At 72.8% G+C, this 20,294-nt stretch carries 20 protein-coding genes; 7 read left to right on the top strand and 13 right to left on the bottom strand.

Annotated elements, in window-relative coordinates:
* On the bottom strand, window positions 1-1,166 hold a 1,166-nt coding region (pdxR, locus tag IEZ12_RS17255; RefSeq protein ID WP_229847621.1), incomplete at its 3' end, for a MocR-like pyridoxine biosynthesis transcription factor PdxR.
* A gap of 328 nt (window positions 1,167-1,494) precedes the next feature.
* Between pdxR and IEZ12_RS17250 the strand changes: the two genes are divergently transcribed.
* From IEZ12_RS17250 to IEZ12_RS17240, 3 genes are all read left to right on the top strand, one after another.
* Entirely contained in the window at window positions 1,495-2,382 is an 888-nt protein-coding gene (locus IEZ12_RS17250) for a DMT family transporter (RefSeq protein WP_189272809.1), read from the top strand.
* A gap of 72 nt (window positions 2,383-2,454) precedes the next feature.
* Window positions 2,455-3,351, top strand: a complete 897-nt coding sequence (locus tag IEZ12_RS17245) for a polysaccharide deacetylase family protein (RefSeq protein WP_229847620.1) — start codon at window positions 2,455-2,457, stop codon at window positions 3,349-3,351.
* A 147-nt stretch (window positions 3,352-3,498) separates the two neighbouring features.
* Window positions 3,499-4,512, top strand: a complete 1,014-nt coding sequence (locus IEZ12_RS17240; protein ID WP_189272808.1) for a ketopantoate reductase family protein — start codon at window positions 3,499-3,501, stop codon at window positions 4,510-4,512.
* Between the two features lie 3 nt (window positions 4,513-4,515).
* On the opposite strand, the gene IEZ12_RS17235 is transcribed toward IEZ12_RS17240, so the two are convergent.
* A complete protein-coding gene (locus IEZ12_RS17235; RefSeq protein ID WP_189272807.1) occupies window positions 4,516-5,334 on the bottom strand; it encodes an SDR family NAD(P)-dependent oxidoreductase in 819 nt (272 codons plus the stop codon).
* Between the two features lie 237 nt (window positions 5,335-5,571).
* Here IEZ12_RS17235 and IEZ12_RS17230 point away from each other — a divergent pair, with 237 nt between their 5' ends.
* Entirely contained in the window at window positions 5,572-6,435 is an 864-nt protein-coding gene (locus IEZ12_RS17230; protein ID WP_063856517.1) for a 3-hydroxybutyryl-CoA dehydrogenase, read from the top strand.
* A gap of 59 nt (window positions 6,436-6,494) precedes the next feature.
* Here the strand turns inward: IEZ12_RS17230 and IEZ12_RS17225 are convergent, their stop codons facing one another.
* Together IEZ12_RS17225 and IEZ12_RS17220 are read right to left on the bottom strand one after the other, a co-directional pair.
* Window positions 6,495-6,881 (bottom strand): hypothetical protein, encoded by a 387-nt coding sequence (locus IEZ12_RS17225; protein ID WP_100589945.1) that lies wholly within the window; start codon window positions 6,879-6,881, stop codon window positions 6,495-6,497.
* A gap of 181 nt (window positions 6,882-7,062) precedes the next feature.
* Window positions 7,063-7,878: a chitosanase gene (locus IEZ12_RS17220; protein ID WP_100589944.1), complete on the bottom strand. Its 816-nt coding sequence runs from the start codon at window positions 7,876-7,878 to the stop codon at window positions 7,063-7,065.
* A gap of 190 nt (window positions 7,879-8,068) precedes the next feature.
* On the opposite strand from IEZ12_RS17220, the gene IEZ12_RS17215 reads away from it, so the two are divergent.
* Window positions 8,069-8,557, top strand: a complete 489-nt coding sequence (locus tag IEZ12_RS17215) for a GNAT family N-acetyltransferase (RefSeq protein ID WP_189272806.1) — start codon at window positions 8,069-8,071, stop codon at window positions 8,555-8,557.
* On the opposite strand, the gene IEZ12_RS17210 is transcribed toward IEZ12_RS17215, so the two are convergent.
* On the bottom strand, window positions 8,538-9,767 hold the full coding sequence (locus tag IEZ12_RS17210) for an MFS transporter (RefSeq protein WP_189272805.1): 1,230 nt from the start codon (window positions 9,765-9,767) through the stop codon (window positions 8,538-8,540). The genes IEZ12_RS17215 and IEZ12_RS17210 overlap by 20 nt on opposite strands.
* A 150-nt stretch (window positions 9,768-9,917) precedes the next feature.
* On the opposite strand from IEZ12_RS17210, the gene IEZ12_RS17205 reads away from it, so the two are divergent.
* Window positions 9,918-10,310 carry a hypothetical protein gene (locus tag IEZ12_RS17205; protein ID WP_189272804.1) on the top strand — a complete coding sequence of 131 codons (393 nt, stop codon included), beginning with the start codon at window positions 9,918-9,920 and terminating at the stop codon, window positions 10,308-10,310.
* Window positions 10,311-10,383: 73 nt separating this feature from the next.
* Here the strand turns inward: IEZ12_RS17205 and pheT are convergent, their stop codons facing one another.
* The 7 genes from pheT to infC form a co-directional block, all read right to left on the bottom strand.
* Window positions 10,384-12,894, bottom strand: a complete 2,511-nt coding sequence (gene pheT, locus IEZ12_RS17200; RefSeq protein WP_189272803.1) for a phenylalanine--tRNA ligase subunit beta — start codon at window positions 12,892-12,894, stop codon at window positions 10,384-10,386.
* On the bottom strand, window positions 12,894-14,015 hold the full coding sequence (gene pheS / locus IEZ12_RS17195) for a phenylalanine--tRNA ligase subunit alpha (protein WP_100589939.1): 1,122 nt from the start codon (window positions 14,013-14,015) through the stop codon (window positions 12,894-12,896). Before pheS ends, pheT begins: the two co-directional genes overlap by 1 nt.
* A gap of 148 nt (window positions 14,016-14,163) precedes the next feature.
* On the bottom strand, window positions 14,164-15,258 hold the full coding sequence (locus IEZ12_RS17190) for a sensor histidine kinase (protein ID WP_189272802.1): 1,095 nt from the start codon (window positions 15,256-15,258) through the stop codon (window positions 14,164-14,166).
* 50 nt (window positions 15,259-15,308) lie between these two features.
* Complete coding sequence (locus IEZ12_RS17185) at window positions 15,309-16,163, bottom strand: TrmH family RNA methyltransferase (RefSeq protein ID WP_189272911.1); 855 nt, start codon at window positions 16,161-16,163, stop codon at window positions 15,309-15,311.
* Between the two features lie 124 nt (window positions 16,164-16,287).
* On the bottom strand, window positions 16,288-16,674 hold the full coding sequence (rplT, locus tag IEZ12_RS17180; protein ID WP_043908885.1) for a 50S ribosomal protein L20: 387 nt from the start codon (window positions 16,672-16,674) through the stop codon (window positions 16,288-16,290).
* Between the two features lie 104 nt (window positions 16,675-16,778).
* Window positions 16,779-16,973 (bottom strand): 50S ribosomal protein L35, encoded by a 195-nt coding sequence (rpmI, locus tag IEZ12_RS17175; RefSeq protein WP_030268653.1) that lies wholly within the window; start codon window positions 16,971-16,973, stop codon window positions 16,779-16,781.
* 133 nt (window positions 16,974-17,106) lie between these two features.
* A complete protein-coding gene (gene infC, locus IEZ12_RS17170; protein WP_100589937.1) occupies window positions 17,107-17,823 on the bottom strand; it encodes a translation initiation factor IF-3 in 717 nt (238 codons plus the stop codon).
* 462 nt (window positions 17,824-18,285) lie between these two features.
* Here infC and IEZ12_RS17165 point away from each other — a divergent pair, with 462 nt between their 5' ends.
* Window positions 18,286-18,660 carry a DUF1844 domain-containing protein gene (locus IEZ12_RS17165; protein ID WP_100589936.1) on the top strand — a complete coding sequence of 125 codons (375 nt, stop codon included), beginning with the start codon at window positions 18,286-18,288 and terminating at the stop codon, window positions 18,658-18,660.
* Window positions 18,661-18,947: 287 nt separating this feature from the next.
* Here the strand turns inward: IEZ12_RS17165 and IEZ12_RS40900 are convergent.
* On the bottom strand, window positions 18,948-20,294 hold a 1,347-nt coding region (locus IEZ12_RS40900; RefSeq protein WP_229847619.1), incomplete at its 5' end, for an aminotransferase class V-fold PLP-dependent enzyme.

Raw genomic sequence — 20,294 nt, 5'->3', positions numbered from 1 at the left:
TGCAACCCAGCGGCGACGCCCCGCAGTTCGGCCCCCGGCAGGTGCCGGCGCAGCGCGGCCACCAGGGCGTCGCGGCGGGCCCGGTAGCGGGGGCGGACGGTGCGCAGGTGACGGTCGTAGCCGCCGCTCTCCAGCAGGGCGGCGAAGGCGAGTTGGTCGATCGCGCCGGTCCCCAGATCGGCGTACAGCTTGGCCTGCGCGAACTCCTCCACCAGGTGGTCCGGCAGGACGGCCCAGCCCAGTCGCAGCCCGGGCGCCAACGTCTTGCTGAGCGAACCCAGGTACACCGTCCGCTCCGGCGCCAACCCCTGGACGGCGCCCAGCGGTTCACGGTCGTAGCGGAACTCGGCGTCGTAGTCGTCCTCGATCACCAGCCCCCCGGCCCGCGCCCAGGCGGCGAGTTCGGTCCGCCGCCGCGCCGACAGCACCACGCCCGTCGGATACTGGTGCGCCGGGGTGACCAGCACCGCGTCCGCCCCACTGGCCGCCAACTCCCCCACCACCAAACCCTCTTCGTCCACCCGGACGCCGATCGGCCGCACCCCGTGCGCCCGCAGCAACTCCAGCGCGCCCGGCGAACCCGGGTCCTCCACCGCGATGCGCTGCCGCCCGCCCGCCGCCAACACCTGCACCAGCAGCGCCAGCCCCTGCCCCACCCCGCTGACCACCGCCACCCGCTCCGGCCGCGCCACCACCGCCCGCACCCGGCCCAGGTACGCCGCCAACTCCCCACGCAGCTGCGGAAGTCCGGCCGGATCCGGATACCCCAGATCGCTGTTCGCCGCCCCCAGCAACGCGCGCCGTACGGCCGCCGCCCACGCCGCCCGCGGAAACGCCCCGAGATCGGGCGTCCCCGGCTTCAGGTCGTACCTCACCTCCGCCGGCGCCACCCGCGACACCCGCCCCGGGCCCACCGCCACCACCCCGGCCGCGACCCGCGTCCCCGACCCGCGACGCCCCACCAGGTAGCCCTCCGCGACGAGTTGCTCGTACGCCTCCACCACCACCCCCCGCGAAACCCCCAACTCCGCCGCCAGCACCCGACTCGCCGGCAACCGCTCCCCCACCCCCAACCGCCCGTCCCGCACCGCCGCCCGCAACCCCCACGTCAACCGCCCCGCGAGGCCTCCCGGCCCGTCTCCCAGCTCGATCAGCAACTCACGCATGGGGTCATCATGGCGAAGCAAAGGCAGGCGAGCGCAAAATCAGGGGCCCGTGGGGGCACCTCCCGGCCCGCTAGGGCTGGGGGAGAACGGCGGCGCCGAGTCTGCGAGCGATCTACAGGGCGCAAGGCGGTCCGCCGTTTCGGGTACCTGTCTTCGACCCTCCGCAGCCATGACCACCTGCTGTCCTCGACCACCAGCAACAGGACCTCGCCGTTCCCCGAGCCCCTAAAATCCCACCCCCGAATTCGCACCTCCCAGCTATTGGTCCTCTCCAGCAGCCCGTCAGTGGCCCTGGGATCCGAACCACTTCCCTTCTAGCGTCGCCCTCATGTCCACCACCACCGCCGCGCCCGCTCCCGCTCGCGCCGCAGGCACCTTGCAGGCCGCCGCCGCAATGACCCTGCTCGGCTGCTCCACCGGCGTCACCGCCACCTTCTCCTCGTACCCGGTCGCCGCCGGCCAGGCCCTCCGCTACGCGATCGCCGCTGCGGTGCTCCTTCCCCTGGCCCGCCGTCAGAAGAAGCTCTTCACCCGCCTGACCGCCCGCGATGCAGCGCTCCTGCTCGCTCTCGCCGCCGCCGGCCTCTTCGCGTTCAACCTGCTGATGATCACCGCGTTGCGGCACACCGACCCGGCCGTGGTCGGCAGCATCGTCGGCTGCACGCCGCTCCTGCTGGGGGTTCTCGGTCCGCTGCTGGCCCGTCGGCGGCCGGCCGTCCGGCTGCTGGTGGCGGCGGGGCTGGTCGTGGTCGGGGCGGCGCTCACTCAGGGTTTCGGCTCGGGGGACACGGTCGGCCTGGTGTGCGCGGCCGGGACGCTGCTCTGCGAGGCCGCGTTCTCGCTGCTCGCGGTGCCGTTGCTGCCCCGGCTGGGGCCGGTCCGGGTCTCGGCGTACACCACGGCCCTCGCGGTGCCGATGTTCGCCGTGACGGCCGCGGTCGGCCCCACTCCCCTGCGTCTGCCGACCCTCGCCGAGTTGCTGGCCCTGCTGTTCCTGTCGCTGCTGATGACGTGTGTCGCCTTCCTGCTCTGGTACTCGGCGTTGAGCCGTCTCGCCCCGGAGCACGCCGGCCTGTTCGGTGGTCTGATCCCGCTCACGGCCACCCTGTCGGGCGCGGTTCTCACCTCCACCGCGCCCACTCCGCTCCAGTTGGTCGGCGCCACGCTGGTCACCGCCGCCCTCGTCCTCGGTCCCGGCCGCACCGATCCGGCCTGAGGCGGCGGGGCCCCACTCGTCCGGCTGTTGGCCGGTGTCGCGTCGCCGAGGGGTCCGCATAGGGTGGCCGCGATGACACTCGACCGCCGCAGTGTTCTGCGTTCCGCCGCCCGCCTGGCCGCGTTCACCGCCACCGTGGGCCTTACCGCCACGTGCAGCGCCGCCACCGACGGCGACCGGCCCGGGGACGCCTCCGTCGCGGCCCGCTCGCAGCCCTCCCACCTCGCCGAGAACCCGAACCCGAGCACGAATCCGGACACGAATCCGGGCACGGACCCGAGCACGAATCCGGGCTCGGGTCCGTCCCCCGAGGAGTCCGAACCGTCTGCCGGACAGTCCACGCCGTCGCAGCCGCCGCTCGCCCCGGACACCCCGCTGGAGGTGGTGACGGGCCCGCACAGCCGCCCGCAGCTCGCCCTGACGTTCCACGGGCAGGGCGACCCGGCGGTCGCGACGGCACTGCTGACGGCGGCCGAGCGGCGCGGGGCGCGGCTGACCGTGCTGGTGGTGGGCAGTTGGCTGGACGAGCAGCCGCAGATGGCGCGGCGGATCCTCGACGGCGGTCACGAGCTGGGCAACCACACCCAGAACCACCTGGACATATCCGCGATGCGTCCGGACCAGGCGCGCGAGGAGATAGCCCAGTGCGCCCAGCGACTGGAGCGCCTGACCGGGTCGATGGGCCGCTGGTTCCGGCCCTCGGCCGCGCAGTACGCGACGCAGATGGTGAAGGACCAGGCCCAGCAGGTCGGCTACCAGCACATACTCTCGTTCGACATCGATCCGCTGGACTACACCGACCCGGGCGCGGACACCATCACCAGGCGGGTGCTGAAGTCCGCGGCGGCCGGTTCCGTGGTCGCCCTCCACATGGGCCACCAGGACACGGTGACGGCCCTGCCCGCCATCCTCGACGGCCTGGACGCCAAGGGCCTGCACGCGGTGACGGCCTCCGAACTCTGCTCGTAGCAGCCCCCTCCCGGCCCAGCAGCCCCGCCCGCCGCCGCTCTGGCCCCAGCGGCTCCGCCCGCCCGCCGCTCTGCCCGCAGCAGACCCGCGCCCCCGTTTCCGATCCGCCCTCAACTCCCGGCCCTCCCCCGTGCGATGCTCGACCCCATGCGCTACCTCTTCCTCGGCGCCGGCGCGGTCGGCGGCACCATCGGCGGACGTCTCCACCAGAGCGGCCACGAGGTGGTCCTGGTCGCCCGCGGCCCGCACCTCGCGGCGCTGCGCAAGGACGGCCTGCACCTGACCACCCCGGACGGCGCGCGGCTGCTGCCCGTCCCGGCGATCGGCGGGCCGGAGGAGATCGACCTGCGGCCGGACGACGTGCTGGTGCTGACGGTGAAGACCCAGCATTCGACCGCGCTGCTCGACCAGTGGGCGCCCCGCCCGGTCGCGGGCGGCGGCACGGCCGGTGAGCGGCTGCCGCTGGTGTGCGCGCAGAACGGCGTGGAGAACGAGCGGCTCGCGCTGCGCCGCTTCGCCCGGGTGTACGGGATGCGCGTCTGGCTGCCGTGCACGCACCTGGAGCCGGGCCGGGTCTCGGCGGCGGGTGCGCCGCGCTCGGGCGTGCTGCACGTGGGCCGCTACCCGCAGGGGACGGACAGCCTGGTGGAGCAGCTCTCGGCCGACCTCACCGCCTCGTTCTTCGACGCGCCGGTGACCGACCGGGTGATGGAGTGGAAGTACGCGAAGCTGCTGAGCAATCTCGGCAACGCGCTGGAGGCGGTCGGCGGCCCGATCGACGGCGAGCTGCGGACGGCGCTGTGGGAGCGCGTCCAGGAGGAGGGCCGGGCGGTGCTGGCGGCCGCGGGGATCGAGTACCCGTCGGCGGAGGAGCAGCGGGCCCTGCGCGGCGACCGGGTGACGCTGATCCCGCTGGAGGGCGTCGAGCGCGGCGGCGGCTCGTCCTGGCAGAGCCTGACCCGCGGCACCGGCGACATCGAGACGGACTGGCTGAACGGCGAGATCGTGCTGCTCGGCCGCCTGCACGACGTGCCGACGCCGCTCAACTCCGCCCTGCAGCAACTGTCGGGGGCGTTCGCCCGCGAGGGCCGCCCGGCGGGCTCACTCCCCGAGGCCGACCTCGCCGCCCTGCTCGACCTCCAGCACCGCGCAACCGACTGATCGTCAGATCATCGGATCGTCCGGCCCGTACGGCCGCAGGCGCAGCGTGCGCGCGTCGGCGGCGCGGATGGCCTCGGCGGAGCCGACCAGCGTCTCCAGGTCGTCGCGCCCGGCGTGCAGGAAGCGGCCGTGCAGGGCGTCGAAGCGGCCGCGGGCGGCCTCCACGGTGACGGCGACCATGTAGGGGAGGGAGGCCCAGTCCTTCTTGCCGCGGAACATCGGCAGGTCGGCGGTCATGTCGGTCTCGACGGCGCCGGGGCTGATGTCGAGCACCACGATGCCGTGCGGCGCGACCGAGTCGGCGATGTTGTCGGACAGCCGCAGCAGCGCGCCCTTGGAGGTGGCGTACGCGGTGTAGCGGCCGTCGGGGCGGAGCGCGAAGCCGCTGTTGAGATTGACGACGCGGCCGCGGCCGCGTTCCACCATGCCGGGCAGGACGTGGCGCAGCAGGTTGTAGGGGCCGCGCAGGTTGGTCTCGACGACCTGCCACCACTGGACGGGGTCGGTCTCCCAGATCGGGGCTTCGGCGCGGTCGATCTGCCCGGCGTTGTTGACCAGCAGGTCGACGGGGCCGAGGTCGCGTTCGACGGCCCGGACGGCTTCGCGGATGGCACCGGGGTTGTTGACGTCGGCGGTGACGGCGACGCCGCGCGCACCGTGGTGGACGCACTCCTTGAGGGTGTCGATCAGCGTCTGCTGGGTGCGGCCGATCAGGGCGACGGCCATGCCTTCGGCGGCGAGGCCGATGGCGATCTCCCGTCCGATGCCCCGCCCGGCACCGGTGACCAGTCCGACCTGACCGTCGAGTGATCCGGATCCCATCTGCCTGCTCCCTCCTGTGGCTGGACGTTCGCATTCTGGTGCCGGCCGCGGAGCGGGGGCGGGCGCACCCGCCGAGGCTCACCCGTTCGGGTGATAGATGTCGGGACCGGTCCGAGGTGAACGAGCGTTAAGGCAGGTAGTACCGTCGTCCGGGCGGACCGTCCGGCCCCGACCGGGGCGTGGCGGCCGTGACACCACCGGCTGGGTGACCCCCAGCTCCACGTGAAGGGCATCTGAGTGAGTGACATCGCGCGTGTCGGAGTAGTCGGCTGCGGCCTCATGGGGTCGGGCATCGCCGAGGTCTTCGCCCGTTCCGGCCTGGACGTGCTGGTCTCGGAGGCCAGTGGCGAGGCGCTGGAGCTCGGCCGGACCAGGCTGACCAACTCGCTGGAGACCGCTGTTCGGCGCGGCAAGCTGACCGAGGAGCAGCGCGACGAGGCGCTGTCGCGGCTGGCGTTCACCACCGACCTGGCGGACTTCCACGACCGGGACCTGGTGGTCGAGGCGGTCGCGGAGCGCGAGGACATCAAGGTCAAGATCTTCCAGACGCTGGACCAGGTGGTGGCCCGCCGGGACGCGATCCTGGCGTCGAACACCTCCTCGATCCCGATCGTGAAGCTGGCGGCGGCGACCAGCCGCCCGGAGCAGGTCATCGGCCTGCACTTCTTCAACCCGGCGCCGGTGCAGAAGCTGGTCGAGGTCATCCCGACGCTGACCACCTCGGCGGAGACCACCGCCCGGGCCGAGCAGTTCGCCGTCGAGGCGCTCGGCAAGGAGCCGATCCGGGCCCGCGACCGGGCCGGTTTCGTGGTCAACGCGCTGCTGGTGCCGTACCTGCTGTCGGCGGTGCGGATGTTCGAGTCGGGTGTGGCGACGGCCGCGGACATCGACAAGGGCATGGAGGCCGGCTGCGCCCACCCGATGGGCCCGCTGCGGCTGTGCGACCTGATCGGCCTGGACACCATCGTGTCGATCGCCGAGTCGATGTACGAAGAATATAAGGAACCGCTGTACGCGGCGCCGCCGCTGCTGTCGCGAATGGTGGACGCGGGCCTGCTGGGCCGCAAGTCCGGCCGCGGCTTCTACGACTACACAGCCTGACCTTCCGTCACCGCCCGTCGGCCGTCCCCTGCTTCGCGCGGGGGGCGGCCGGAGGCGTTTCAGGGGGTGGCGTAGCGGGCGATGTCGACGACCCGGCAGCTGACCGGGCCGCCCGGGTCGGCGGTGCCCTGGGCCTGTTCGAGGGCGTCCTGCGCGGGGGCGAGGGTGCTGGCGGCGGCGACGCCCTCGGTGACCTGGCGGCCGGCGCGGTCGAGGAAGGCGACCTGCACCACGTAGTTGCTGGTGGTGGCGGAGTGGTTGGTGATCCTGACGGTGGCGGCGGGCCAGTGCAGTTGGTCGTCGACGCCGCAGGCGGTCAGTTCGACGTCGCCGCTGCCCCGGTCGGAGTCGAACGCCAGGCCGTACCTGTCGGCGGCCGGTGCGCAGCCGCCCGCCGCGAGGACGGCGGCCAGGCAGGCGGCGGTGACGGTCGCTCGGATGCGCATGGCTCCCCCTCGGAAACGGGCGCGGGTCGAGGCCGAGGTTATCGACCGGCCGGGGCACGGCGTCCCGATTGTGTCCGAGTTGTAATAACGGTGCGCAGCAAGTGTGTTGACGAACGATCGACAACGCCGTGGCGCCCGGCCCCGCACGGAGCGGGAGCCGGGCGCCGCCGCGGGCGGCCGGTCAGCTGTTGATCTGGTACGGGTCGCCGTAGACCTTCCACTTCAGCGGCGGGTTGAGGTCGAAGTTCTTGGCGTTCAGGAACACCCGCTGCTCGGTGTCGACCCGGCTGGTGTCGGCGTGCGCCTCCTCCTGCTTCATGATCACCTTGCGGGCGTCCAGGAAGGCGTTCAGGTAGGTCGCCTCGTCGCCGCCCTGGGCGGGCGTCTTGGCCTTCTTCATGGCGGCCGCGCGGATGCCCCCGAAGGAGTCGGAGCTGTTGCCGGGGCCGTGCATGACGATGGCGTCGTAGTAAACGAACTGGCCGAGCGCCCGCAGCCCGTCCGACTTGGCCTGCTTGACCGACGGGTTGAAGTACACCCGGTCCCGCTCGTCGTTCTGCGCGGTCTGGAAGACGGTGTCCTTGGCGGCGGTCTTCCAGTCGTTGACGAAGGCGGTGCCGAGGCCGGAGTGCGAGTCGCTGCCGTTGACCTTCTTCAGCGCGGGCAGGTACTTCGCCAGCACGTTGCCGGGCTTCAGGTCGGCGTAGTGCTGCACCAGGTCCAGCATGTCGCCGGTGCCGGAGCAGAAGCCGATGATGCCGGCGGTGTAGCCGCGTCCGTCGCCGATGTCCTCGATGTACTTGTACTGGGCCTTCCAGTCGAGCGAGGAGTTCTCCGCCGAGGAGACCAGCTCCATGGCGATCTCCTTCTTGTGGGCGTCGTCCAGGCCGACGGACGCCGCGGCGGCGGTGCCCGTCCCGGCGGCGGCCAGGGTGAGCGGGAGGGCGGCGAACAGGATCGCGAGGGCGGCGCGGGTGGTGCGGTGCTTGGTCTGCATCTGACGCTCCGTCGGCCGGCTGCGGGCACGAGGATGCCCGCAGGAGAGGGTTAGGAAAGTTTCCTAACAGGGATTGAAGCGTCCGCCGCGCAGCCCCGCAAGACGTCCGACCGCATCTGACGGGTACTCGCCAGAATTTCCGGCGGAAAACCGCTGGCCCACCGCCGCCCGGCCCGCCAAGCTGGACCGGATGATGATTCGCGACGCCACCCCCGAGGACTGGCCGGCCATTTGGCCGTTCTTCCACCGCATCGTCCGCGCCGGCGAGACGTTCACCTACCCGGTCGACCTCGCCGCCGACACCGCCCGCGACTGGTGGCTGCTGACCGCCCCCAACCGCACCGTCGTCGCCGTCGACGAGGACGGCACGGTCCTGGGCACCGCCAAGATGAACAACAACCAGTGGGGCAACGGCGCGCACATCGCCAGTGCCAGTTTCATGGTCGACCCCGACCGCACCGGCCGCGGCACCGGCCGCGCCCTGTGCGAGCACGCCCTCCAGTGGGCCCGCCAACAGGGCTTCCACGCCATGCAGTTCAACGCCGTCGTCGCCACCAACGCACCCGCCGTGCACCTGTACGAGTCCCTCGGCTTCCGCGTCCTCGGCACCGTCCCCGAGGGCTTCCGCCACCCCGTGCACGGCCCGGTCGGGCTGCACATCATGCACCGCCCGCTGTGACGGCCCCGGCCTCCCGCCGCACCGCCCGGCGGGAGGCCGCCGTCACCGCCAGCGAGAGCGCCGCCAGCACCGCGATCGCCCAACCCGGCTCCACGAGTTGGGCGAGCGCACCGCCGAGCGCCGCACCGATGCCCTGCCAGGTGATCCGCCCCGCCGACTCCACGCCCTGCACCTGGCCGCGCTCCGCGTCCGGCGTCAACGCCAGCAGCCGTTCCTGGAGCGGCAGCGTCGCCGCGAACCCCGCCCCGGCCGCACCCGCCGCGCACACCGCCACCGCCATCGGCGGATGCAGCGCGAACAGCAGGAACGGCCCCGCCAGCAGCAGCCGCAGCGGATACGCCCAGCGGGCCCGCCCGGCCTCGTCCAGCAGCCGGCCCACCACCAGGTCGCCCAGCAGCAGCCCCGCCGAACCCGCCGCCAGCAGCACGCCCGCCCAGCCCGGCGCGTACGGCAGGAACAGCGCCTCGCAGCCCACCACCAGCCCGTTCGGCACCCACAGGTTCAGCAGCAGCGCCCGCCGCCCGGGCCGGCCCAGCAGCGCCACGTTGCCCCGCCAGGTCTCCCGCACCCCCGGCCGGCGCGCCGCCCGCACCGAGCGCTCCCGCACCGTCGCCGCCACCACCGTCGCCGCGGCCGCCAACACCCCGGCGAGGCCGAACACCTGATACGGGCTCAGCACCGCCAGCAGCGCCCCGCCGAGCCCGAACCCGAGCACCGAGGCGCCGCCCGCCGTGATGTTCATCAGCGACCTGGCCGGCGCGTACCCGGAGGCCGGAACGATCTCCGCCAGCAGCCCCATCCGCGCCCCCGTGCCCAGCGACTGGAAGAACCCCACCACCAGCAGCAGCCCGAACCGCGCCGCCAACGGCAGCCCCGGCACGGCCTGCGCCGCCACCGCCGCCAGCGACAGGCCGTGCAGCGCCACCAGCGTCCGCCGCGGCCGGCCGCCGTCCGCGACCGACATCAGCGTCACCGCGCCCGCCACCGCCGCGAACGACGACCCGAACATGCTCAGCGCCGTCAGCAGCGGCGACCCGGTCCGCGCCTGCACCAGCGAACCCAACGCGAAACCCGACAGCGTCCCCGCCGCCGCCGTCAGCGAGAAACTCGCGTACAGCCCGGCGAACTCCCGCTGCCGCAGCAACGCCGAGTAGCCCACCGGACGGGCGGAACCGCCGCCCCCCGCACCCCACACCGTGTCAGAAGTCATGAAAAAAGCCTCCGACGCTGCCGCGGGCGCGTTCGAAGGCTGACCGGTGGACCATAGCAGCACGGCCGCCCGAAGCGTCAACCGTGGCGTCCCGCACACCTTTTCGGGACCGAGCCCGCCGCCCGTCGGCGGTCTGGCACAGTGTCCCCCATGCGATCCGTCATCACGCGAACCGCCTTCGGCTGCCTGGCCCTCGGTGTCGCCCTCACCCTCAGCTCGTGCGACTTCCCGGGCGGCTCCAAGAGCGACGCCAAGAAGCCCGCCGCCACCGCGGCCCCCTCCGAGGACGACAACTGGGACCAGGCCGTCGACGCCGAGATCACCATGCTCGGCGCGCTGAAGGACATCGACCCCCACCTGATCGACGACCAGCAGAAGGCCATCGACGCCGCCGCCGAGCTCTGCAAGGAGATCCAGAAGCCCAGCAGCGACAGCGCGGGCCTCGGACAGGTCGCCGTCACCAAGTTCGCCGAACTCAAGAGCGGCCTCACCCCCCAGCAGGGCGACCGGATCGTCACCGCGGTGAAGGCCAACTGCAAGTGACGCCCTGACACGACGGAGCCCCGCCGCGCCCGGACCCGAAGGTCCGGGGCCCGGCGGGGCTCCGGTCGTACCGTCAGGCTCCGCGCAGCACCGCGCCGGTGCGCTCCGCGGCCACCGCGACCGCCGACTCGCGGGCCGCCGACGCCTCGTCCGCGGTCAGCGTCCGGTCCGCGGCACGGAAGCGCAGCGTGTACGCCAGCGACTTCCGGCCCGCACCGGCCTGCTCGCCCGTGAACACGTCGAACAGCCGCAGCGACTCCAGCAGTTCGCCCGCGCCCTCGCGCAGCGCCGACTCCACGTCCGCCGCGTGCACGCCCGCGTCCACGATCAGCGCCACGTCCTGCGTCGCCACCGGGTACGCCGAGACCGGCGGGCCGGACACCCGGCGGCCGTCCTCGAACACCAGGTCCAGGTCGAGCTCCATCGCGCTGGTGCGCTCCGGCAGGTGCAGCGCCTTGACGACCCGCGGGTGCAGCTCACCGGCGTGACCGACGACGACCTCGCCGACCAGCAGCTCCGCGCAGCGGCCCGGGTGCCACGGCGCGTACTGCGCCTGGCGGACCGTCAGCTCCACGCCCGCGGCCGCGGCGACCGTACGGGCCGCCTCGATCGCGTCCGCCCAGCCGGACGGCGCGCCCTTGCCCCACCAGCCCGACGGCAGCCGCTCGCCGGTCAGCGCGACGGCGACCCGGCGCGGCTGGTCCGGCAGCGCCGCGTTCAGCTCGGCGAGCTGCTCCTCGGTCGGACGGCGGTCCACCGGCAGCCGCGGCGCGACCTTCGGCTCCGCCTTCGGCAGGAACACCGTGCCCGTCTCGAACAGCGCCAGGTCGGTGTTGCCACGGCCCACGTTGCGGCGCAGCGCGCCCAGCAGACCCGGCAGCAGCGTGGTGCGCAGCGCCGGCTCGGCGTCGTTCAGCGGGTTGACCAGCTTCACGGTGCGCCGGCGCGCGTCGTCCGCGTCCAGGCCGAGACCGTCGAACGCGGCCTCGCCGACGAACGGGTACGCGTTGATCTCCACGTAGCCGGCGCCGGCCAGCGCCACACCCACCCGGCGGTGGAAGCGCTGCGCCTCGCTCAGGCCGCGGCCCGGCGGGACGACCGGCATCCGGGCGGGGACGTTGTCGTAGCCCTCCAGCCGGACGACCTCCTCGACCAGGTCGTACGGGTCCGTCAGGTCGGGCCGCCAGGACGGCGGGGTGACCTCCAGGACGTCCGCGCCGACGACCGAGCAGCCGACCTCCTGCAGGCGGCGGGTGACGGTCTCGCGGCCGTACTCGGCGCCCGCCACCCGGTCCGGCAGGCCGGCGTCGATGGCGATGGTGCGCACCGGGCGCGGGGCGGCGATGTCGGTGACCCCGGCCTCGGCGGTGCCGCCGGCGATCAGCACCAGCAGGTCCACGGCGCGCTGCGCGGCGGCCCGGGCGGCCTCCGGGTCGACGCCGCGCTCGAAGCGCTTGGACGCCTCGGAGGGCAGCTTGTGGCGCTTGGCGGAACGCGCGATCGCGACCGGCTCGAAGTGCGCGGCCTCGACGATGATCTCGGTGGTGCCGGTGACGACGCCGGTCTCCGGGTCGGTGACCGGCTCCAGGATCTCGGTGGTCGCCCCGCCCATCACACCGGCCAGGCCGATCGGACCGGAGTTGTCGCAGATCAGCAGGTCCTCGGCGGACAGCTTGCGCTTGACGCCGTCCAGCGTGGTCAGCGTCTCGCCCTCGGCGGCGCGGCGGACCTGGATCGGCCCGTCCACCCGCTCCCGGTCGTACGCGTGCAGCGGCTGGCCGACCTCCAGCATCACGTAGTTGGTGATGTCCACGGCCAGCGAGATCGGGCGGATCCCGGACTTCTGCAGGCGGCGCTGCAGCCAGATCGGCGACTGCGCGCCCGGGTTCACGCCGGTGACGGTGCGCGCCACGAAGCGGTCGCAGCCGACCGGGTCGGCGACCTTCACCAGGTAGCCGTAGGAGTTCGCCGGCGGCACGTCCAGCAGCGCCGGGTCGGCCAGCGGCAGGCCGTACGCGGCGGCGGCCTCCCGGGCCACGCCGCGCATCGACAGGCAGTAGCCGCGGTCCGGGGTGACGGCGATGTCGAGCACCTCGTCGACCAGCTGCAGCAGCTCGATCGCGTCGGTGCCGGCCTCGTACTCCGGCGGGAGCACGATGATGCCGTTGTGGTCGTCGCCCATGCCCAGCTCGCGGGCGGAGCAGATCATGCCGGCCGAGGTGTGGCCGTAGGTCTGCCGGGCGGAGATCGGGAACGGGCCGGGCAGCACGCCGCCGGGCAGGATCACCACGACCTTGTCGCCGACCTGGAAGTTGGTCGCGCCGCAGACGATCTCCTGCGGCTCGCCGGTGCCGTTGGCGGCGCCCACGTTGACGAAGCAGTGCCGGATCGGCTTCTTGAAGCCGGGCAGCTCCTCGATGGAGAGGACCTCGCCGACCACCAGCGGGCCCTTGATGTCGGTGCCGAGCTGCTCGACCGTCTCGACCTCGAGGCCGGCGCGGACCAGCCGGGCCGCGACGTCGCGTCCGGTCTCGCCCGCCGGCAGGTCGACGTACTCGCGCAGCCAGGAAAGCGGGACGCGCATCAGATCTCCATCCCGAACGGGAGGGTGAAGCGGACGTCACCCTCGACCATGTCGCGCATGTCGGCGACGTTGTGACGGTTCATCAGGATCCGCTCCAGGCCCAGGCCGAACGCGAATCCGCTGTAGCGGTTCGGGTCGATGCCCGCGGCGACCAGCACGCGGGGGTTGACCACGCCGCAGCCGCCCAGCTCGATCCAGCCCTCCGAGGAGCAGGTCCGGCACGGACGGTCCGGGTTGCCCACCGAGGCGCCGCGGCACACGAAGCACTGCAGGTCGATCTCGGCGCTGGGCTCGGTGAACGGGAAGTACGAGGGCCGCCAGCGCAGCTCCAGGCCGCCGCCGATCAGCTTCTCCACCAGCACCTCGATGGTGCCCTTCAGGTGGCCGAAGGTCAGGCCCTCGTCCACCGCGATCGCCTCGACCTGGCGGAACACCGGGGTGTGCGTGGCGTCCAGCTCGTCGGTCCGGTACACCCGGCCCGGGCTGACCGCGTACAGCGGCGGCTCGCCGGCCAGCATCGCCCGGATCTGCACCGGCGAGGTCTGGGTGCGCAGCACCATGCCGGAGTCGGCGGTGCCGTCGGGCGCCTCGACGAAGAAGGTGTCCTGCATCGAGCGGGCCGGGTGGTCGGCGTGCAGGTTCAGGGCGTCGAAGTTCAGCCACTCCGCCTCGACCTCGGGGCCGGACGCCACCTGGTAGCCCATCGCGACGAAGGTGTCCTCGATGCGCTCGGCGAGCGTGGTCAGCGGGTGCCGGGCGCCGCGCGGGACCCGGCCGTAGGGCAGCGTGACGTCCACCGCCTCCTCGACCAGCACCCGGGCGTCGCGCTCCGCCTCCAGCTCGGTCTGCCGCTTGGCGAGGGCCTGGTTCACCGCTCCGCGGGCCTGCCCGATCAGCTTGCCCGCCGCGGCCTTGGCCTGCGGGGGCAGCGCGCCGATCTCACGGTTGGCGAGCGAGAGCGGGGAACGGTCGCCGGTGTGCGCGACCTTCGCCTGCTTGAGCTCGTCGAGGTCGGCGGCGGCGGCGAAGGCGGCGATCGCCTCGTCCCGCGCCTGTTCCACCACCTCGGGCTTGAGGGCCTCGACCTCGACCGGGTCGTACGACTTGTTGGGTGCCGACATCTCTATGCTTCCCGTGCTCCTGCTCGTGATCAGGTCTGCTGCCTCGCCGGGCGTCCGCGAGAACGCCAAGGGTCGAGTGTAGTCGCAGGCCGCGACCGGCCACGCTGGGCGACCGCGCAGCGGGCCCCCTCGGCGCAGGAAGTCGGGGTCACAGCATGAAGTCGGGAATCCCCGCGGGCAGCACGAACCGGAACCTGGCGCCGCCGCCCTCCGCCCGGCTGATCCGGATCACCCCGCCGTGCGCCTCCACGATGCCCTTCACGATGTACAGGCCGAGACCCGTCCCGCCGCGCTTGGAACCCCGCCAGAACCGGGTGAACACCCGCGGCATCGCCTCCTCCGCGATGCCCGCGCCCTGGTCGCTGACGGTGACGGCGGTGCCCTCGATCGGCCGCGGCGGCGAACCGGCGGCCTCCACCACGTCGTTGGCCGGGCCCAGCTCGATCGTCACGGTGCCCTCGCCGTGCCGCACCGCGTTCTCCAGCAGGTTCGCCAGCACCTGGTCGATCTTGTCCGGGTCGCCCCACTGCTCGCCCAGCGGCCCCGCCACCCGGATGTCGAACCGCTCCTCCGGGATGCCCGCCGCGACCTTCCCCTCCACGTGCCGGCGCACCGCCGCCGCCAGGTCCAGGCGCTGCCGGCGGATCTCCAGCCGGCCCGCGTCGATCCGCGAGATGTCCAGCAGCTCCGCGATCAGCCGGGTCACCCGGTCCGCGTCCGCGTCGACGGTCTCCAGCATCACCCGCTTCTGACCGTCGTTGAAGCGCTCCCACTTCGCCAGCAGCGTCGCCGTGAACCCCTTCACGCTGGTCAGCGGCGACCGCAGCTCGTGCGCGACGGTCGCGATCAGCTCGGCGTGACTGCGCTCGGTGCGCCGGCGCGCCTCGGTGCCGCGCAGCGTCACCACCACCCGCCGCACCGTCCCGCCCGGCCGCTCCCGCACGTACCGGACGCACACCAGCACCTCGCGGCCGCCGGGCAGCAGCAGGTTCCGCTCCGGCTGCCCGCTGCGCACCGCCAGGCCCCCGTACGGGTCGGTCAGCTGCCACCAGCGCCGCCCGTCCAGGTCCTCCAGCGGCAGCGCCTGCTCCAGCGCCACGCCGATCGCCCAGTGCGCGGACCGGCCGGTGAGCCGTTCGGCGGCCCGGTTGAAGACCACCACCCGGCCCTGTCCGTCCGCGACCACCAGCCCGTCCGGCAGGTCGTCCGGATCCAGGGTCGCCAAGCCGTCGTCGCCGCCCATGGGTGTCCTCCCCCGCCCCGCACCGGCTTTGAGGACCGACCCTAGCGCGCTCAGGCCGTGCCGCGACACCCGCCGGGGGAGCGTTGGGCGCGCGCGGAGGCGTACAGGCACACAGCGGCGGCCGTGGCGAGATTCAAGCTCTCCGCGTGCCCGTGAATGGGGACGCGCACCACCTCGTCCGCCAGCTCCCGGGTCTCCTCCGGCAGGCCCCACGCCTCGTTGCCGAACACCCACGCGCACGGCCCCTGCAGGGTGCCCTCGTCCAGTTCCTGGTCCAGGTCGCGCTGCCCGGCGCCGTCCGCGGCCAGCACCCGCACCCCGGCCTCCCGCAGCCGCGCCACCGCCTCCTCGACCGGCACCCCGGTGGCGAACGGCAGGTGGAACAGGCTGCCCACCGACGCCCGCACCGCCTTCGGGTTGTACGGGTCCACCGACGCGTCGGTCAGCACCACCGCGTCCGCGCCCGCCGCGTCCGCGGTGCGCAGCACGGTGCCCGCGTTCCCGGGGTCGCGCACGTGCGCCAGCACCGCGACCAGCTTCGGCCGGGCCGCCAGCACCTGCTCGAACGGGGTGTCGATGAACCGGCACAGCGCGACGATGCCCTGCGGGGTGACGGTGTCGCAGATCTCCGCGATCACTTCCTCGGTGGCCGTCAGCACCGGCAGCCCCTCGGCCCGCGCGGTGGTCACGATCTCGGCGTGCCGCTCGGCGGCCTCCTGGGTCAGGTACACCTCCACCACGGCGTGCTCCCCGCCGGCCAGCCGCCCGAACGCCACCGCCTCCCGCACGGCCTGCGGGCCCTCGGCCAGGAACCGCCGCTCCTTGCTCCGCTGGTTGCGCTTGGCCAGGCGGCGGGCGGCGACGACGCGCGGGGAACGCAGGGAGGTCAGCAGGGGGGTCTCGATGCTCATGCTCACGTTCTTCGTCACGGAGGGGCGGGAGGACAAGGGCGTGCCGGGGGCACAACGCACGGACCCGCAGGCCGGGCGGCCTGCGGGTCCGGGAAAAGCAGTCAGGGCACGGCCTGGATCAGGCGGCGACCTTGGGGGCGTTGACGTCCTCCGGCAGCGCCTTCTGGGCAACCTCGACCAGGGCGGCGAACGCGACGGTGTCGTTGACCGCGAGCTCGGCGAGCATCTTGCGGTCGATCTCGACGCCGGCGGCCTTCAGGCCCTGCACGAAGCGGTTGTAGGTCATGCCGTTGTTGCGGGCAGCGGCGTTGATGCGCTGGATCCACAGCTGACGGAAGTCGCCCTTGCGCTTCTTACGGTCGTTGAAGTTGTAAACGAGCGAGTGGGTGACCTGCTCCTTGGCCTTGCGGTACAGGCGCGAGCGCTGGCCACGGTAGCCGGAGGCGCGCTCCAGGATGACCCGGCGCTTCTTGTGGGCGTTCACTGCCCGCTTGACGCGTGCCACTTCATTACTCCTTGGTTCCGGACCCCGGGTTCGTGCCGCCGGTCCGTTATTCGATTCGGTCGGTAAGGATCAGCTGTGCCCGCGGCGCGGCCGCGGGCGGGCGATCACTTGCCGAGAAGCTTCTTGATCTTCTTGGCGTCGCCGGGGGCCATCTCGGCGTTGCCGGCCAGCTTGCGGGTCAGCGTCGAGGGCTTGTGCTCAAGCAGGTGGCGACGGCCGGCACGCTCGCGCAGCACCTTCCCGGAGCCAGTGATCTTGAAGCGCTTGCTGGCGCCGCTGTGCGTCTTCTGCTTCGGCATGTCGCCGTATCTCCTCGTCGGTCCGTTCGCGGCCCGCACCCCGGGGGTGCGGGCCGGAACTGGATGGATCTCGTCTCCGGGACGGATGCCCCGGGTCCGGTGCCGATCCCGTCCGGAATCCGAGCCCGAAGGCTCAGGCGTCCTGGGCGGTCTCGGCGGGCTGCTCGACCTCGGCGGTCTCGGCGGCGGTCTCGGTCTCCTCGACCTGCTCCACCTCGGCGGCCTCGGTCTCGTCGACCTCGACCTCGTCGTCCGCCTGCTCCGCGGCCGGGCCGCGGCCGAGCCGCTCCGCCTTGCGGGCGTCAGCGGCGGCGCGGGCCTCGGCCATCGCCTCGGTCTTCTTCTTGTGCGGGCCGAGAACCATGATCATGTTTCGGCCGTCCTGCTTGGCCGCGGACTCCACGAAGCCGAGCTCCTGGACGTCCTCCGCGAGCCGCTGCAGCAGTCGGAAGCCCAGCTCGGGGCGGGACTGCTCACGACCGCGGAACATGATCGTGATCTTGACCTTGTCGCCCTGCTTGAGGAACCGGACGACGTGACCCTTCTTGGTGTCATAGTCGTGCGGGTCGATCTTCGGCCGGAGCTTCATCTCCTTGATGACCGTGTGCGCCTGGTTCTTGCGCGCCTCACGGGCCTTCATGGCCGACTCGTACTTGAACTTGCCGTAGTCCATGAGCTTGCACACCGGCGGGCGCGCCGTGGCGGCGACCTCGACCAGGTCCAGGTCGTACTCCTGGGCAAGCTCCAGCGCCTTCGCGAGCGGGACGATGCCGACCTGCTCGCCGCTGGGACCGACGAGTCGCACCTCGGGGACGCGAATCCGGTCGTTGATGCGGGGCTCGGTGCTGATGGGGCCTCCTCGGTTGCACCTTCTTCGATGCGGCCGTCGGACGGCGGTCGCACGTAGTGGTTTCGACCACTGGGCGGGGCTTCATTCATGCTTCGCTGCCCCTCTGCCGTCTGGCAGAAGCACCGAACGCACGAAAAAAGCCCCGCACGGTACAGGCGGGGCTCCACACGTTCCGGGGTGCCCTGTCGGACACCACTGGCAGCAAGCATTCCTTGCGGCGCTCGCCACGGACCGGACCCGTCGGCCCTTCGGCCGCTCGGGTGGGAGACTGTCGCAGTTGCCCTCTCGGGCCTCCTGGAGTGGAGCCTCCACTTGCTGGCCGGGCACCCGAATCGGGTTCCTGGCCGGTCAGTCTCGAAGCATACCAGCGTTCCGGGGCCGACCGGTATTCCGGCCCGCCTCCGCCCGCCTTGTACGCTCCCTTTGTACTGCGCTTTCGCACCAGCACCCCGGAGTGACACCTTGACCAGCCAGCCCGACCACTCGTCCGAGTCCGACCAGGCCCTCGGTTTCGACGACCTGACCCGCGACATCGCCGAGGTCCCCGCCGTCGAGGTCATCACCACCGTCGCCGTCCACCTGATGAGCGCCGCCGCCGTCAAGTGCGGCCTGGCCGAGGGCGGCGAGGCCGACAAGGACCTCGACGAGGCCCGCAAGCTGATCACCGCCCTGGCCGGCCTGGTCACCGCCGGAGCCCCCGAGATCTCCAACTTCCACGCCGCCCCCCTCCGCGACGGCCTCCGCTCCCTCCAGCTCGCCTTCCGCGAGGCCTCCCTGATCCCGGACGCCCCGGGCTCCGGCCCCGGCGAGAAGTTCACGGGCCCGGTCTACTCCTGACCCACCCGCCCCCGCGCGCCCCGCAGGCCCCCGCGACAGGCACCTTCGCCTCTCGCCCGCCTCCTCCCCCGCCCCGCCAGGGGCGCGGGGAACTGCGCGCAGCGGACGGCGCCAAATCTGAAGCCGCCCACCGAAGGCAACCCCCCTCGGCGGGCGGCTTTCGCTATGCGTCCCCATCCCCCGCCCCGTCAGGGGCGCGGGGAACTGCGCGCAGCGGAAGACCTCCACGCCGAAGCCGCCCGCCGAGGGAACTCCCCCGACGGGCGGCTTCGCCGTGCTACTGCAAATTACGCGTCGTACTCATCGAGCGGCGGGCACGAGCACACCAGGTTCCGGTCGCCGTACGCGCCGTCGATGCGTCGCACCGCCGGCCAGTACTTGTCCGCCGGGTTGACGCCCGCCGGGAAGACGGCCTCTTCGCGGGTGTAGGCGTGCGCCCACTCGCCGGTCAGCATCGCCGCGGTGTGCGGGGCGTTGCGCAGCGGGTTGTCGTCCGCGTCCCACTCGCCCGCGCCGACCTTCGCGATCTCGCCGCGGATGGCGATCATCGCCTCGCAGAACCGGTCGATCTCGTGCAGGTCCTCGGACTCGGTCGGCTCGATCATCAGCGTGCCGGCCACCGGGAACGACATGGTCGGCGCGTGGAAGCCGTAGTCGATCAGGCGCTTGGCGATGTCGTCGACGCTGACGCCCGTCTCCTTGCTGAGCGGGCGCAGGTCGATGATGCACTCGTGCGCGACCAGCCCGCCGGGGCCGGTGTACAGCACCGGGAAGTGCGGGGCGAGCCGCTTGGCGATGTAGTTGGCGTTCAGCACGGCCACCTGGGTGGCGCGCTTGAGGCCCTCGCCGCCCATCAGGCGCACGTACGACCAGGAGATCGGCAGGATCGCCGCCGAGCCCCACGGCGCGGCCGAGATCGGGCCGACGCCGGTCGCGGGGCCCGCCTCGGCCTGCAGCGGGTGGTTGGGCAGGTACGGCGCGAGGTGCTCGCGCACCGCGACCGGGCCGACGCCGGGGCCGCCGCCGCCGTGCGGGATGCAGAAGGTCTTGTGCAGGTTCAGGTGCGAGACGTCCGCACCGAACTTGCCGGGCTTGGCGAGGCCGACCAGCGCGTTCAGGTTGGCGCCGTCGACGTACACCTGGCCGCCGGCCTCGTGGACGAGCGCGCAGATGTCGGTGATCTGGGTCTCGAACACGCCGTGGGTGGACGGGTAGGTGACCATCAGCACGGCCAGCTGCTCGCGGTGCTGCTCGATCTTGGCCTTGAGGTCCTCGACGTCCACGTCGCCGTCGGTCAGCGTCTTGACGACGACGACCCGCATGCCGGCCATCGCCGCCGAGGCCGCGTTGGTGCCGTGCGCGGACGACGGGATCAGGCAGACGTCGCGCTGGGTGTCGCCGTTCGCGCGGTGGTAGGCGCGGACGGCCAGCAGGCCGGCCAGCTCGCCCTGCGAACCGGCGTTCGGCTGGATGGACACGGCGTCGTAGCCGGTGACCTCGACCAGCTGCTGCTCCAGCCCGCGGATCAGGGTCAGGAAGCCCTCGGCCTGGTCGACCGGCGCGAACGGGTGCAGCTGCCCGAACTCGGGCCAGGTGATCGGCTCCATCTCGGTGGTCGCCGTATCATTAAAAAA

The sequence above is a fragment of the Kitasatospora griseola genome (genome assembly GCF_014648555.1).
Taxonomy (GTDB): domain Bacteria; phylum Actinomycetota; class Actinomycetes; order Streptomycetales; family Streptomycetaceae; genus Kitasatospora; species Kitasatospora griseola.
The sequence above is the reverse complement of the archived record's forward strand: the minus strand, read 5'-3'. Positions and strand labels throughout refer to the sequence as shown.